13 protein-coding genes are annotated in these 14,063 nt (G+C 65.8%); 3 read left to right on the top strand and 10 right to left on the bottom strand.

What is annotated here, in order from left to right; translation table 11 throughout:
• Window positions 1-60: 60 nt before the first annotated feature.
• The 3 genes from TVC13_RS17170 to TVC13_RS17160 all read right to left on the bottom strand — a co-directional run bounded on the left by TVC13_RS17170 (window position 61) and on the right by TVC13_RS17160 (window position 3,771).
• Window positions 61-2,277: a catalase gene (locus TVC13_RS17170; RefSeq protein WP_422402351.1), complete on the bottom strand. Its 2,217-nt coding sequence runs from the start codon at window positions 2,275-2,277 to the stop codon at window positions 61-63.
• 294 nt (window positions 2,278-2,571) lie between these two features.
• Window positions 2,572-2,763: a hypothetical protein gene (locus TVC13_RS17165; protein ID WP_152970004.1), complete on the bottom strand. Its 192-nt coding sequence runs from the start codon at window positions 2,761-2,763 to the stop codon at window positions 2,572-2,574.
• 48 nt (window positions 2,764-2,811) lie between these two features.
• On the bottom strand, window positions 2,812-3,771 hold the full coding sequence (locus TVC13_RS17160) for a lantibiotic dehydratase C-terminal domain-containing protein (RefSeq protein WP_422402350.1): 960 nt from the start codon (window positions 3,769-3,771) through the stop codon (window positions 2,812-2,814).
• 516 nt (window positions 3,772-4,287) lie between these two features.
• Here TVC13_RS17160 and TVC13_RS17155 point away from each other — a divergent pair.
• Both TVC13_RS17155 and TVC13_RS17150 read left to right on the top strand, forming a co-directional pair.
• Window positions 4,288-5,256, top strand: coding sequence for a helix-turn-helix transcriptional regulator (locus tag TVC13_RS17155; RefSeq protein WP_422402349.1), 969 nt, complete (start codon window positions 4,288-4,290; stop codon window positions 5,254-5,256).
• 45 nt (window positions 5,257-5,301) lie between these two features.
• Window positions 5,302-6,597: a PLP-dependent aminotransferase family protein gene (locus TVC13_RS17150; RefSeq protein ID WP_422402348.1), complete on the top strand. Its 1,296-nt coding sequence runs from the start codon at window positions 5,302-5,304 to the stop codon at window positions 6,595-6,597.
• 36 nt (window positions 6,598-6,633) lie between these two features.
• On the opposite strand, the gene TVC13_RS17145 is transcribed toward TVC13_RS17150, so the two are convergent.
• From TVC13_RS17145 to TVC13_RS17125, 5 genes are all read right to left on the bottom strand, one after another.
• Window positions 6,634-6,840: a hypothetical protein gene (locus TVC13_RS17145; RefSeq protein WP_422402347.1), complete on the bottom strand. Its 207-nt coding sequence runs from the start codon at window positions 6,838-6,840 to the stop codon at window positions 6,634-6,636.
• 30 nt (window positions 6,841-6,870) lie between these two features.
• Window positions 6,871-8,340 (bottom strand): dihydrolipoamide acetyltransferase family protein, encoded by a 1,470-nt coding sequence (locus TVC13_RS17140; RefSeq protein WP_422402346.1) that lies wholly within the window; start codon window positions 8,338-8,340, stop codon window positions 6,871-6,873.
• 58 nt (window positions 8,341-8,398) lie between these two features.
• The gene (locus TVC13_RS17135; RefSeq protein ID WP_422402345.1) at window positions 8,399-9,373 is read right to left on the bottom strand and encodes an alpha-ketoacid dehydrogenase subunit beta; all 975 of its coding nucleotides are present in this window, start codon (window positions 9,371-9,373) and stop codon (window positions 8,399-8,401) included.
• Entirely contained in the window at window positions 9,370-10,587 is a 1,218-nt protein-coding gene (gene pdhA / locus TVC13_RS17130) for a pyruvate dehydrogenase (acetyl-transferring) E1 component subunit alpha (RefSeq protein WP_422402344.1), read from the bottom strand. The genes TVC13_RS17135 and pdhA overlap by 4 nt, the downstream gene beginning before the upstream one ends.
• 145 nt (window positions 10,588-10,732) lie before the next feature.
• Complete coding sequence (locus tag TVC13_RS17125) at window positions 10,733-11,872, bottom strand: histidinol-phosphate transaminase (RefSeq protein WP_422402343.1); 1,140 nt, start codon at window positions 11,870-11,872, stop codon at window positions 10,733-10,735.
• A 102-nt stretch (window positions 11,873-11,974) separates the two neighbouring features.
• Between TVC13_RS17125 and TVC13_RS17120 the strand changes: the two genes are divergently transcribed.
• Window positions 11,975-12,373, top strand: coding sequence for a phage holin family protein (locus TVC13_RS17120; protein ID WP_422402342.1), 399 nt, complete (start codon window positions 11,975-11,977; stop codon window positions 12,371-12,373).
• On the opposite strand, the gene TVC13_RS17115 is transcribed toward TVC13_RS17120, so the two are convergent.
• Window positions 12,370-13,731: a hypothetical protein gene (locus TVC13_RS17115; RefSeq protein ID WP_422402341.1), complete on the bottom strand. Its 1,362-nt coding sequence runs from the start codon at window positions 13,729-13,731 to the stop codon at window positions 12,370-12,372. The genes TVC13_RS17120 and TVC13_RS17115 overlap by 4 nt on opposite strands.
• 5 nt (window positions 13,732-13,736) lie before the next feature.
• Window positions 13,737-13,997, bottom strand: coding sequence for a hypothetical protein (locus TVC13_RS17110; RefSeq protein WP_422402340.1), 261 nt, complete (start codon window positions 13,995-13,997; stop codon window positions 13,737-13,739).
• Window positions 13,998-14,063: the final 66 nt, after the last annotated feature.

Raw genomic sequence — 14,063 nt, 5'->3', positions numbered from 1 at the left:
GCCCGGAGCAGCAGCACTGCTCCGCCCCCGCCGTCTCTAACGGGTATCGGGTATCCGCCGTTAGGCGGCTGCCACCGGGAACCGTTCCCAGACCCGGTGCTGTCCCAGCAGGGTGATCAGACCCGGCACCAGCTCCTCCGGGGATTCCACCAGAATGCCGGGGGCGTCCTCCGGAATCCCGGCGGCTCCCAGCACACCGGCGCCGCTGCCCCAGGCGCCGAGCGCCTTTGAGTGCCGGTAGGCCTCGGTGAGCAGGATGGCCACCCGGGGGTCGATCGCCGGGTGCCCGGCCGGGTTCCCGGCCTTCGCATCGAGGCTGTCTACCGCGTCGCTGCCGTATTCACCGGAACCGGCGACGATCACGGCGTCGAACTCGGTGGAGCGGGCCGTCAGGTAGGTGCGCTGGACCGGAATCTGGCCGCCCAGCATACCGCCCTGCGGGGCGATGACCAGGGGAACCATGTCCGCCGCATCGACGGCTGCACGGATGCGGGCCAGTGCCGCCAGGTCCGTGCTGCCGTCAGCGAGAATGCCAACGATCCTGCCGTCCACGGGCCAGGTGCCGCCGACCTGCTGCAGAGCAGGGCTGGGGTCGGCATCTTCGACCTTGACCGTGGGCGCCGGAGCCGGCAGACCCAGTCCTGCAGCCACCTCGGTGACCAGCCGCTCGTCGATGTTGGCGAGCGCCTGGAGCTGGCGCACCTTGATGTTCTCCTCATAGCACTTGCCGAGCTCGAAGGTGTAGGCCTGGATCACGTGGTCCTGCTCCACCGGGGTCAGCGAACGGAAGAACTGCCGCGGCTGGCTGTAGTGGTCATCGAAGGTCGCCGGATTCTCCCGGACCTTGCGCGACTTCGCCACGGGGGCCGGCACATCGATGAAGGCGCCCATGTCCGCTCCTGCGAGGAACGGGCAGCCGCCGTCCAGCGAATTCGGCTGGTAGGGAGCCACCCCGCTGTGCACGGCATCCTGGTGGAAGCCGTCGCGGAGCATGTCATTGACCGGGGCGTGGGGCCGGTTGATGGGAATCTGCGCGAAGTTCGGGCCGCCGAGGCGGGTCAGCTGGGTATCGATGTAGGAGAACAGCCGGCCCTGGAGCAGCGGATCGTTGGTGACGTCGATGCCCGGCACGAGGTGCCCGGGATGGAAAGCCACCTGCTCCGTCTCAGCGAAGAAGTTGGTCACGTTCCGGTTCAGCGTCATCGTGCCGATGATCTGCACGGGAGCCAGCTCTTCGGGCACAATCTTGGTCGGATCCAGCAGGTCGATGCCCTCGAACATCTCATCCTCGGTGTCAGGGAAGACCTGGACCCCAAGGTCCCACTCCGGATAGGCGCCGGCTTCGATGGCGTCTGCCAGGTCCCGGCGGTGGTAGTCCGGGTCCATGCCGTTGATGATCTGTGCTTCTTCCCAGACCAGGGAGTGCACGCCGAGGCGCGGCTTCCAGTGGAACTTCACCAGTGAGGTTTCGCCCTTGGCGTTGACCATGCGGAAGGTATGAACGCCGAAACCTTCCATAGTCCGGTAGGAACGCGGAATGCCGCGGTCGGACATGTTCCACATGGTGTGGTGCTGCGCTTCAGTGTGCAGCGAGACGAAGTCCCAGAAGGTGTCATGGGCGCTCTGGGCCTGCGGGATCTCCCGGTCCGGATGCGGCTTGCCGGCGTGGATGACGTCCGGGAACTTGATCGCATCCTGGATGAAGAAGACCGGGATGTTGTTACCCACCAGGTCGAACGTTCCCTCATCCGTGTAGAACTTGGTGGCAAACCCGCGGGTATCGCGCACGGTGTCAGCAGATCCCCGGGAGCCGAGCACGGTTGAGAAGCGGACAAAGACCGGCGTCTGGGCGTCGCGGGCGAGGAACCCTGCACGGGTTATGCCTTCCGCCGCGCCGTTGGCAACGAACACGCCGTGGGCTGCTGCGCCGCGGGCGTGGACCACACGCTCGGGAATACGCTCGTGGTCAAAGTGCGTGATCTTCTCGCGCAGGTGATGGTCCTGGAGGAGGACGGGGCCGCGCGGCCCCGCCTTGAGGGAGTGGTCAGTGTCCCGCAGCCGTGCGCCCTGCGCCGTCGTCAGGTAGCGCCCGGACTGGGCGTTGGAAGCCTTGGGTGCGCCGGTCGGAACGCCGGTCGGAGATACAGTTTCCGGACCGTCCTGGTCCGGTTTCGGCGGGAGCGGATCGTGCGGCTCCGTGGGTTCCGCGAGTGAGGGTTCCTGCGGTGCGGGGGCGCCGGGAATGGGAAGTCCGTTGGCTGATGTGTGATCTGACATATGGCCTCCATCTAGTGGAACTTATTGCTGCACCGGGGAGCAGCACCAAGTAGAGCGTACCGAAAATTTAGTAAGGGTACTTAACATATGACCCTACGGCGTGCCTTGTCACAACGCAAAGGGGGCAACGCAAAGGACGGATCTGCCTGTAGGGGGGAGCACAGGCAGATCCGTCCTTTGCGGGGATTTCTCCCCAAACCGCCTGGACAGCCAGGTCCCTCAGCGGACCGGCGGTTCAGACGGACACTCGTGGCCCCGGCCTTTCTGCCCGGGCTGTTCTCATCAGCGCGGCAGCTACTCCCAGAGGCAGTCTGCCCAGGCAGCATCCCTCAGGTAGTCCCTTGCGGGTCCTACGCTCCAGAGCTCTCCGCGGGATTCGACGTACCCCATGCCGCGCATATCCTCGACAGTTCCCTCGTCGCAGCCCAAGACCGTGCCAAGGTCTTTGTCGTCAGCAGCCAGAACTACTTCATTCCGTTGCGACACCGTGACCGCCTCCTTCTCCGTGACGACTCCCCCGGTCCATCCGGGGAGTTAGTGCTTATCCAGGAGCATCGCTTCGCGCTCCGTGCTCCACGTCCGGGCGTACAGCCCCATTGCGGCTTCTTCCCGCAGTGAGAGTCCCAGCCGGTTCAGCAGCATGTGCGCCTGGTAGACCGTCAGGTGCTGTGCACTGCGGCTGACGCGGGCCTTGTCTGCCCGGTAGAGGTAGGTATCCATGGTGCGGAACCAGCGGCGGCGCCAGTTCTCGACGGCGGATTCGGCTGCCGTAGCTGCCATGAGCCGATGAGTTGGCATCACCTTTGCACCCACCTGGACTGTCATGGCCTGCCGGACGCTCGCGGCCCGCGGGCCGAAGCCGGCAGTGCAGCTGCGCAGGTGGCTGTCCCAGTAGTAATCCCAGGAGAGCCGGCGGCGGTCGGGCCAGCTGGAGGCCCGCGGCCCCTTCATCATGCTGCGTGCGGAATCGAAGAGGAGCAGGGAGCCAAGGGCCCACCTGTTCTGCACCTTCGGGAATCGGGCCGTTGCCCAGGTGCCGAGGTCCGAGGAAAGCTCGAAAACCTCTTCTGCGAGGGCGAGGCCCTCAACTCCGCCATATTTGGCAAGATCCGCCTCGATCCGCGGATCCTGCTGCTCCGTTCCACCCGGGCTCAGCCGGTCAGAGGCCGGGTCCCCGAAGGCGTGCGTCACGGTCAGGTGCCCGATGACGCCGCTCGCCTGTTCCTGGAGAGCCACCAACAGTGACTTGAGCCGGTCAAGTGTGTCCTGGGGTGCCAGGACCTTCATTCGCACATGGGCGTTCGCAGGCTCAGAGCAGCGGGTGTAAAACCACCGCTGCGCCCCCCATAGCTGGGCCTGCGCCGCCAGCGGGGTAACCAGTTCTCCAATGATGCCGTCCGCTACATCGAAGCCGCCGGTATAGATGGATAGTGTCCACCAATGAGTGCTTGCATTAGTTCGCGAGGCGTTTCGAACTGCTGTTAGCTGGCTCATGGCGTTCTTCCTCCGGGTTCAAGTCTGGTTACCACCGCTGGGGCGGGTCTAGATGTGTTGCTGGTTGGTTCATCCCCCAAAAGAGGGGCCTAAGTTAGAACCATTCCCAGCTCTTGATGGAAACCGGTGCAGTTGCCTTCTTCATGGTCGTATCCCCTCTTTTAGTTCGGCTGGTTGCACAGCCGGTCGTGTTTGACTCCGAAAGCTTCCCCCGCGCTGGAACGGCCTGTCCACCGTTACCAATTTCAGCTTCCTGTCATGTCCGGTTGGTGCCCCGGGACCTGCCGGCGCGGCCCCTCCACTACCTCGGATCGCCTGAAATCGTGCGGATTTAACCGCTTTGGGTACCGAACTACCGACTGAGGGTGGACAATGGCATTAAGCTGTCATGTCACTCTCTCCGGGTTCCAATTTTGGGCGGGAACGCCTTGTCCGGAAGACAAGCAGCAGACCGGAATTCAGTGCCGCGCAGGGCGCGCCGGTGTGTCCCCAGCCCTGCAGTTGGAGGAGGAAGACTTGCTCGATCAGGTGTCGGTTGAGGTGTACCGCTATGCGGTCTCCCACCCGGGTTGGACCCCTGCTGAGGCATCAGACGCGCTTGGCTACACCTCGCGCGCCATTGACCGTGCGGTTGAGGAGCTGCAGGCCCGCTGCCTGCTCTTCGCGGAAGGAGCGGAGACCCCGGTCTACACCGCAGTGTCCCCTGATGTGGCACTTGCAGAGCTGGTGGATCCGGATGAGCGCGCCATGCTGGAACTGCGCGCCAGCATCGGAGCGAAGCGGCGCGAGCTGGCCAGCCTGGTCCCCACGTTCACTGAAGCCCGCCGGCAGGTTGCCGCGGACGCATCGGTTGAAGTCCTGGAGGATCCGGAACAGGTCCAGCGGGTCCTCATCGAGTACGGCCGTTCGGCGTCGGAGAGCGTGCTGATTGCCAGGCCCGGCCACGGGTCCAATGCCGATTTCCAGGAAGAGAGCGTGCAGAAGGACCTGGACCTGCTGCGGGCTGGCGTCAGGCGCCAGACCCTGTACCACTCCAGCACACGGGACCACGTACCCACCTGCAAGGCCGTGGAACGCATCAGCGAAGCGGGCGGGGAGTTTCGCACCCTTCCGTATGTCCCCCTCCGTACCCTCATCTTCGATGACAAGGTGGCGGTGGTGGCCCGGCAGCTTCACACGTATGACCGGGCCGGGCTGGTGATCCGGGATCCGAACCTTATTGGCCTCTTTACCAAGCTCTTCGAGTTTGCCTGGAGCCTTGCGGAGCCGTTCCTCGCGGACGATCCGGGCAAGCAGGGCCTGAACAGTACACAGCGCTCCGTGCTCGCCGGCCTGGCCGCCGGGCACTCGGATGAGGTCATCGCCCGCAGGGTAGGGATCAGTGTCCGAACCTGCCGCAGGCACATCGCCTGGATGCTGGAGGAGCTCAAGGCCGAAAGCCGTTTCCAGGCTGGAATCAAGGCTCATAAGGCGGGCTGGATCTAGAAAACTTGTGTTGCTTCCCGGTCAACTTGAGTGCCATGATGTGGCATGACGTTTGAGGAAACAACGGGGTCAGTGCTGACCCCGGAAGCACAGGTGGCACTCGAGAGAGCCACGGGCTCCGCCCACCGGCACTATGAACTTCTTTCGGACCGCGCGTTCCACATCAAGCAGTCGGCCGTTCGCGACGTCTTCGATATTTCGATCCGCCCGGGCCTCATTTCCCTTGCCGGCGGAAGTCCGTACCTGCAGGAACTGCCCCTGGACGAGCTGGCGGAGACCACCGCCTCCATCATTCGGAACCACGGTCTCGCTGCACTGCAGTACGGACCCGGCCAGGGCCTTGCAGAGCTGCGCGAACTGGCATGCGAAGTCATGGCGGCAGAAGGCATCCTCGACGCTGATCCCGCCGACGTCGTCATCACCACCGGATCCCAGTCCGGCCAGGACGTGGCAGCCAAGGTCTTCTGTAATCCCGGCGACGTGGTGCTGTGCGAGGACCCCACCTATGTGGGTGCGCTTAATGCCTTCGAATCCTATGAAGTGGACATCCAGCCGGTCGCCATGGATGCGGAAGGACTGATTCCGGAGGCCCTTCGGGAACGGATCAGCTCGCTGCGGGCCGCCGGCAAGACGGTCAAGATGCTCTACACGATCCCCAGCTTCAACAACCCCAGCGGGATCACACTCTCCGCCCGGCGGCGGGATGAAGTGGTGCGGATCTGCCGCGAGAACAACATCCTTGTGCTGGAGGACAACCCCTACGGGCTGCTCCGGTTCGACGGCGAGCCGCTGGCACCGCTGCGGGCAGCGCATCCGGAGGATGTCCTGTATCTGGGGTCTTTCTCCAAGATCTTCTCCCCCGGGATGCGCTTGGGCTGGGCTCTGGTCCCGCGGCACCTGTTCCGCCGCTTCTACCTCGCCTGCGAGGCCGTGGTGCTTTGTCCTTCGCCCCTGACCCAGATGATCACAGCGGCCTACCTGCGGGACTTCGACTGGATGGGACGCATCCGGGACTCCCGCAGCCTGTATGCGGACCGCTGTGCGGCCATGCTGGCCTCACTGCAGGAAGAGATGCCCGACGGCGTCAGCTGGACTGTGCCGGACGGCGGCTTCTTCGTCTGGGTGAGCCTGCCCGAGGGCATCGACACCTATCCCCTGCTGGCAGAGGCAATTGACGCCGGAACGGTCTTCATTCCGGGTACGGCCTTCACCCCGGGGGATGAGCCCAGCTCCAGGCTGCGGCTGGCGTTCAGCGCTGTCTCGGAACAGGACATCGCTGAAGGCGTCCGGCGGCTGGCACCGGTAATCCGGCGGGCAGTTGCCGCCGCAGGCCCCGTTTAGCTCCGGCTGCTTTCCGGGCTGAGTATGGCGCGCGGCCTACTTGCGCCGGCGGCGGTCGAAGAAGGGCACCACGATCACGAACAGCAGGGCCATGATGGCCAGCCGCCAGAGCATGCCCAGGTTCGGGAACAGGATGATCAGCAGGCTGGAAACAATAAAGGCACCGACGAGGATCCAGGCCGTCCGCTTCCAGTCGATCTGCGGTCCTCCCCCGCGGTTTCCGGGTCCGGGATTCATTGCCATGCTGCTCCGATCGTTGGTTCCCCTTTGAGCCTAGTCCAGAAGCAGGGCCGGTTCCTCCAGAATGGCGGCCACGTCGGCCATAAAGCGTGCCGAAAGGTCTCCGTCCACCACCCGGTGGTCGAAGGAGCCTCCGAGGGTGGTGATCCAGCGCGGGATCACTTCGCCGTCGAGCACCCACGGCTTCTGCTTGATCGTGCCGAAAGCGACGATCGCCACCTCACCCGGGTTGATGATCGGCGTGCCGGTGTCGATTCCAAGGGCACCGATATTGGTGACGGTGAGCGTTCCGCCGCGCATGTCCGCAGGCGGAGTCTTGCCTGCCCGGGCGGTGGTGGCGAGCTCATTCAGAGCCACCGCCAGTTCCTTCAGCGAGAGGTCCTGCGCGTCCTTGATGTTCGGAACCATCAGGCCGCGCGGCGTGGCAGCGGCAATGCCGAGGTTCATAAAGTGCTTGACGTGGATCTCATCGCCGGCCCAGGTGGCGTTGACGGAGGGATTCCGGGCCGCGGCCCAGATGACGGCCTTAGCCAGGATCAGCAGCGGTGACACCTTGATGCCCTCGAAGTCCCGGGAGGCCTTGAGCCGCTTGACGAATTCCATGGTCCGCGAAGCGTCAACGTCCACGAAGATGCTCACGTGCGGAGCACTGAAGGCGCTGTCCACCATGGCCTTGGCGGTGGCCTTGCGGACCCCCTTGACCGGGATCCGCTCGATCCGCCGCTCCTGCGGCTTGCTGGAGGGCGACCAGAAGGTGTCCGCGGAGTCGACCTCGGACTCACGCTGGGCCTGGTAGCTGATCAAGTCCTGCTTGGTGACCTCACCGCCGGCGCCGGTAGCCGGGACGTCTGCGAGGTTGATGCCCAGGTCCTTGGCTGCCTTGCGGACCGGAGGTTTGGCCAGCACACGCTGAAGAAGCTGGTTAAACCGGTCATGCACTGCGGCGCCGGCGGCAGCCACAGCGGCCCCGCGGGGGTCGGTCCGGGCAGCCGTCCGGGGCGCGGGCGATTCCGGCGCGGGCGATTCCGGCGCGGGCGCGGCTGCGGCCGGCTTTTCCTGCTGGGCCGGGACTGCCGAGGTCTGGGCGGGCACGGCCCGGTTCCGGCGCGGACGCCGGCGGACGGCGTCGGCTTTGGGGCCGGTTCCGGTCAGCGAGGCCGACGGCGGGCCGGCGGCGGCAGCGGCCGGCGCCGCCGTCGTCGTTGCCTGCTCCTGCTTCGCGTCGCTCCTGCCGGGCCGGGCAGGGGCGGCCTTCTTTCCGCCGCTCGGGTCCACCTGGAAGATGGGGGTGCCCACCTCCACCGTGGTCCCTTCCTCGACCAGGATGCCTGTGACGGTTCCGGCGAAGGGCGAGGGAAGTTCCACCAGAGACTTGGCCGTCTCGATTTCCACGATCACGTCATTGATGGCGACCGTGTCGCCCTCCTTGACCCGCCACTGGACGATTTCGGCCTCGGTGAGGCCTTCCCCGACGTCGGGCAGTTTGAATGTTTTCTCAGTCATGGCATCTCGATCTGGCGTGGGCCGGCGGACCGGCGGCGGAAGCGTCTGGGTGGTGCTCTCAGTAGGAGAAGACAGTGTCGAGGGCGTCGAGCAGCCGGTCGATGTCCGGCAGATAATGCTCCTCGACGGCGGCAACGGGGTACGGCATGTGGAATCCACCGACGCGCAGAACGGGCGCTTCCAAATGCAGGAACGCACGCTCAGCGACGCGGGAGGCGATTTCGCCGCCGATTCCGCCGAACGTGGGGGCCTCGTGCGTGACGATCAGGCGGCCGGTGCGGCGCACCGATTCGGTGACGGTGTCGAAGTCGATCGGCGAGATGGAACGCAGGTCGATGACCTCGATGCTTCGGCCGTCTTCTGCAGCGGCTTCGGCAGCCGCCAGCGCTACGGGCACCAGCGGCCCGTAAGCCACAATCGTGGCGTCTGTTCCCGCGCGCAGGATCTGCGCCGTGTACGGATCGCCAGACGGCGCGGAGGTGTCCACCTCACCCTTGAGCCAGTAGCGGCGCTTGGGTTCAAACACGATCACCGGATCCTTGCCCTGCATGGCCTGCTGGATCATCCAGTAGCCGTCCTGCGGGCTGGACGGGGCGAGGATGCGCAGTCCAGCGGTGTGCGCGAAGAGGGCTTCGGGGGATTCCGAGTGGTGCTCGATCGAGCCGATGCCTCCGCCGTAGGGAATCCGGATGACCACCGGCGCGCTGAGGGCACCTTCGCTGCGTGAGTGCATCTTGGCCAGCTGGGTGGTGATCTGGTTGAACCCGGGGAAGACGAAGCCGTCGAACTGGATTTCACAGACCGGCCGGTAGCCGCGCAGGGCCAGGCCGATAGCGGTGCCGATGATGCCGGACTCCGCGAGCGGCGTGTCCATAACGCGGTGGGTGCCGAATTCGGCCTGCAGCCCTTCGGTGATGCGGTAGACGCCGCCGAGGGCGCCGATGTCCTCACCCATCAGCAGGGTCTTGGGGTCTGCCGCCAAGCCGGCGCGCAGCCCGGCGTTGATGGCTTTGGCCATGGTCATGGTGCTCATGCGCCGACCTCTTCCTCGGTGTCAGTGGTGCCGGCAGCTTCCTCGCCGGCGTCGGCGAACCCGTCCTCGTAGGCCTGGTGGAACGCCAGCTCCTCCGCGATGAGCGGGTGCGGCTCGGCGTAGACGTCCGCGAAGGAGTCGGTGAACGACGGCGGCTCCATGGCCTGTACGTCTGCACGCAGCTGTGCTGCCAGCTCATCAGCTTCGGCGGTGAGGGAGGCGAAGAAGGCGTCATCCCCGGCGCCGGTGGAGCGGAGGTGCTTTTCCAGGCGGGTAAGCGGGTCGCGGCCAATCCAGGCCTGCTCGTCCGCGGAAAGACGGTATTTCGTGGGGTCGTCTGCCGTGGTGTGCGCGCTCATTCGGTAGGTAAAGGCTTCGATCAGCACCGGGCCCTTGCCGCTGCGGGCGTGTTCCAGCGCCCAGCGGGTTACGGCATGCACCGCCAGGACGTCGTTGCCGTCCACCCGGATCCCGGGGAACCCGTAACCCTGCGCGCGGTTGGCCAGCGGAATGCGGGACTGGACTTCGGTGGGGACGGAAATCGCCCAATGGTTGTTCTGGCAGAAAAAGACCACCGGGGCGTCGTAGGACGCGGCGAACACCATGGACTCGTGCACATCGCCCTCGGAGCTGGCGCCGTCGCCGAAGTAGGCAACGGCTGCTCCCGCGGGCTGGTTTGGATCACCGGCGTTGTCCCGCGCCATGCCCATGGCGTAGCCGACGGCGTGCGGAACCTGGGCGGCCAGCACAAGTGTGTAGAGGTGGAAGTTGGTTTCCCGCGGATCCCAGCCTCCGTGTGAGACGCCGCGGAAGCGCCGCAGCAGATCCGAGAGCTTCAGGCCCCGGGTGAGGGCCACCCCGTGCTCCCGGTAGGTCGGAAAGACATAGTCCTGAGCTGCCAGGGCCCGGCCTGAGCCGATCTGGGCGCCTTCCTGCCCGGTGAGCGGAACCCACATCACCAGTTCACCCTGGCGCTGAAGCGCCGTGGCCTCGGTGTCGAACCGGCGGATGAGGAACATGTCCCGGTAGAAGGAGCGCAGGGCTTCGTCATCGACGTCCTCGGCGTACCGGCCGTACAGCTCATGTCCGGTGCGCTCCCCCTCCGGGGTCAGCAGCTGGACCATGCCGTCCGGTGCGCTGCCGGGGGCAGGCACCAACGACTCATTCAGCGCCGTCGAATCGAATTCGGTAGCGGGCAAGTGCTCCAGGGCCATACCTCTCCTCGCCGGGGCAGACTCTCGGGTCCCGCCCCCGCTAGAAATATGCCGTCGCGGGAATATGTTCCCGTGGTGGCATATATGTGGAAGTTACTTCCCACAGCCTAACGAGGGCAGGGACTCCGAAAGCACTCAGGACACGCTAGGAAACCCGTGGGCCTTTTGTATAGGTTGCACATAAAGCGAGGAACCGGGTGTTGGCATCCTCCTCGCCGATGGTTACCCGCAGGCCTTCGGCTCCGAAGGCACGAACGGCCAGTGCCTGCTGCTCTGCCAGCGCTGCAAACTCAGGGGTGTCCTCCCCCAAAGCGAGCCAGACGAAGTTGCCCTCCGCCTGCGGAATGTCCCAGCCGAGCGCCTGCAGCCCTTCGACTACACGGGTCCGCTCCGCGACCAGCGCTTGTATTCTTTCCACAAGTTCGCCGTGGTGCTGCAGAGACGCAATAGCTGCCTGTTCCGCGATCTGTGACACGGCAAACGGCACGGCGGTGACCCGGAGGTACTGCGTCAGGTTCGGATGGGAAATGGAGTAGCCCACCCGGAGGCCGGCCAGACCGGCACCCTTGGAGAAAGTCCGCAGCACCACTACATTCTGGTGACGGCGGTAGACCTCCACGCCGTTGACGGCGTCAGGATCACGGACGAAGTCTTCATAGGCTTCGTCGATCACCACAATCACGTCTGAAGGAACCTTCGCAAGGAAGCCCTCGACTTCTTCAGTGCTCAGCACCGGACCAGTGGGGTTGTTCGGGGTGCACAGCAGAACCATCTTGGTGCGGTCGGTGACAGCTGCCGCCATTGCATCGAGGTCGTGGCGCCCGTCCGCGAGCAGCGGAACCTGCACGCTGCGGGCACCGGACAGTCCCACTGAAATGGGGTAGGCCTCGAAGGAGCGCCACGGGTAGATGACCTCGTCCTGGATGCCGTCTTCGTTCTGCCCGGCGAAGGTCGCCAGGAGCTGGTTCAGCGCCCCCAGGCTTCCGCCGCCGGTGACGATGTCCTCAGCGGGGACATCAAGGAAGGATGCCAGTTCCATCCGCAGCGCCGTTGCCAGCGGATCGGGGTAGCGGTTTACGTTCGGGTGGGCCGCGATTGCTTCGAGGACTGAAGGCAGGGGCGGGAAGGGGTTCTCGTTCGAGGAGAGCTTGTAGCTCTGGAGCCCTTCAATTGCCACGGGGGGTTTTCCGGCAGCGTAGCGCGGCAGCCGGTCAACGACCGGGCGCGGACTAATGCCGGGCGCCGGATCTGCCACAGCATTGATGTCATTCTCGGTAGTGGTCATGGGTTAAGACTAATCCGGATTTGGAAGTGCACATGTGACGTGGTGCACAGCATGATCCGGCAGGTGCTTGGGGCGGCGCGGACGCTGTGCCAGCATTAGGGCATGCGCCTCGTGCTGACAATCGTTATTAACGCCCTCGCTCTGTGGGTAGCCGCCTGGGCTCTGCCCGGAATCGTGGTCGGGGAAGCAGGGACCCCGGCAACCGGCAACACCACCCTGGACATTGTGCTGGCCTACCTGTTTATCGGCCTGGTCTTTGGGGTCGTGAATGCGCTGGTGCGCCCCATCGTCCGGTTGCTGGCCCTTCCGCTAACCATCCTGACGCTCGGCCTCTTTACCGTGATCATCAATGCCGCCATGCTGATGCTCACTGCCTGGCTCACCAGCTTCACGCCGGTGCACTTTGAGATTGATTCCTTCTTCTGGACGGCAATCTTCGCCTCGATCATCATCTCTCTGGTCTCCCTGGTGGCCGGTTCGCTGGCCGGCACCCGCCGTTAGTCCCCCTCGGGACGCACGATGCGGGGCAAGGGCGGTCGGGGTGCCGGAGCGGGCGGGGCTTTCGGCACTACCTGCATCGCCGGCCTCCGGTCCCTCCGCCGGAAGCGGTAGAGCTCGCGAGTAGCAACACTTCCCGCACCCACCACAGCACCGACCCCCGCCAGGGACGCGCGAAGCGACGGGTCCGCACTGGCATCCGCGGCCGCTGCCCCTTCCAGATAGACGGGCAGTTTGTGGGCCGGGCCCAGTCCGTTGTCTCCGGGCAGTACCGGAACGTCATCAGTCAGCGTCATGGTTACACGGTTCAACGCGTCGGGGTTGGACGTGCCGTCCGCACCCGGCACCCAGTCCTGGACATGTTCAAGATGCAGCGCCTGAACCTCAGGCGGGATCCGGGCGTCACCGGCCGGCGCCCCAGCGGTGAGGACGTAGCGGACATCCAGCCCCGCCGTTTCCCGCAGGTAACCGGCCGTGTTGGCAGCATGAATGCCGCCCTGGCTGTAGCCGACCAGGATCACGGAGTCGCCGGCTTCCGCCCTGGCCTGCCGCAGTGCCTCGGCCACGGCAGCGGCGAGAAACCGGCTTTCGGCTGCCCGGCCTTCGGCGTTGCCGTAGTTATCGAACGGGTTCTCCCCCGCGCCCTGGCCAACCGGGCCGCCCGGCTGGGTTCCGGGCAGCGTCACCACAAACACATCCGGCCCGCCGTCGCCCGGTTTCACACGCAGCACCTCCACCATTCCCGGGTCGTTCTCCCGCAGCAGCACGGCGCTTCTTTCCAGGAGACCCGCGGCGCTGCCGGAAAACTCGATCCTCTCCCCCTCCCCTGGCGGCGGCTGAACCCGTTCCACACTGATCTCCCGAAGCGCGCGGCGCCCCCCGAAGGCGACGGCCAGTGCACGCAGTGCCGCGGTATCGATGAATCTCAGCGGCAGCTGCTCCACCGCCCCCAGCTTGGGGAATCCTCCCGGTCCGGGGTCCAGAAGCACCAGGCCGAGCGGCAGCAGCCCGGGCAGGCCGGCGAGGCGCTCCGCGCGCCCCTCGGCATCGCGGTACCTTTGCGCCGCGGAACGCAGGCTGGCCGCGGCGTCCCCAGCCGATTCCATGCAGGCGCGCAGCTGGAAGACTGCTCGCTCCAGCTCGGTCCGGGCCGTTTCGACGGCATGGGCAGGCTGAAGCCGCAGCCAGGCTGCCTGCTCCCAGCGGATCCGCTGCAGCGCGGCGGCAGTCTCCCGCAGGGTTTCGGCGGCGGATTCTAGCCGGACGGCCCGGATCTCCAGGGCATCAAATTCGACCAGGATGGAGTTCTCTCCGCCGCGGACTGTATAGGCAGGGCCGGGCAGCGGACATTGCTCGATCATTCCGTTTACCCCCAGACCTCGAACTGCTCAGTTGCAGATATCGTCCGGTGCGCTGCTGCAGCCCGTTCCAGCGCCTCCCGGCACGCTCCCAGCTCAGCCGCCAGGGCATACAGCTGGTCCTGGAAGGCCCGCCCGGCCGGGGACCGCCACTCACCCGTGTCCCCGAGTTCATGCTGAAGGCGGCCCAGCTCTTCGGCATGGGCTTCAAGCACCCCTGCGGCTTCCCCTGCCCGCTGCGCCTGGACTGCTGCTTCCCCGCCCGCCACATTTGCTCCTTGCCGTCCAGCTGCCGGCCCGGCCCCCCGCAGCCCGCCCGGCCCCCCGCCCCCACC

Source organism: Arthrobacter sp. 3Tela_A, assembly GCF_049311025.1.
Taxonomy (GTDB): Bacteria; Actinomycetota; Actinomycetes; order Actinomycetales; family Micrococcaceae; genus Arthrobacter_B.
The sequence above is the reverse complement of the archived record's forward strand: the minus strand, read 5'-3'. Positions and strand labels throughout refer to the sequence as shown.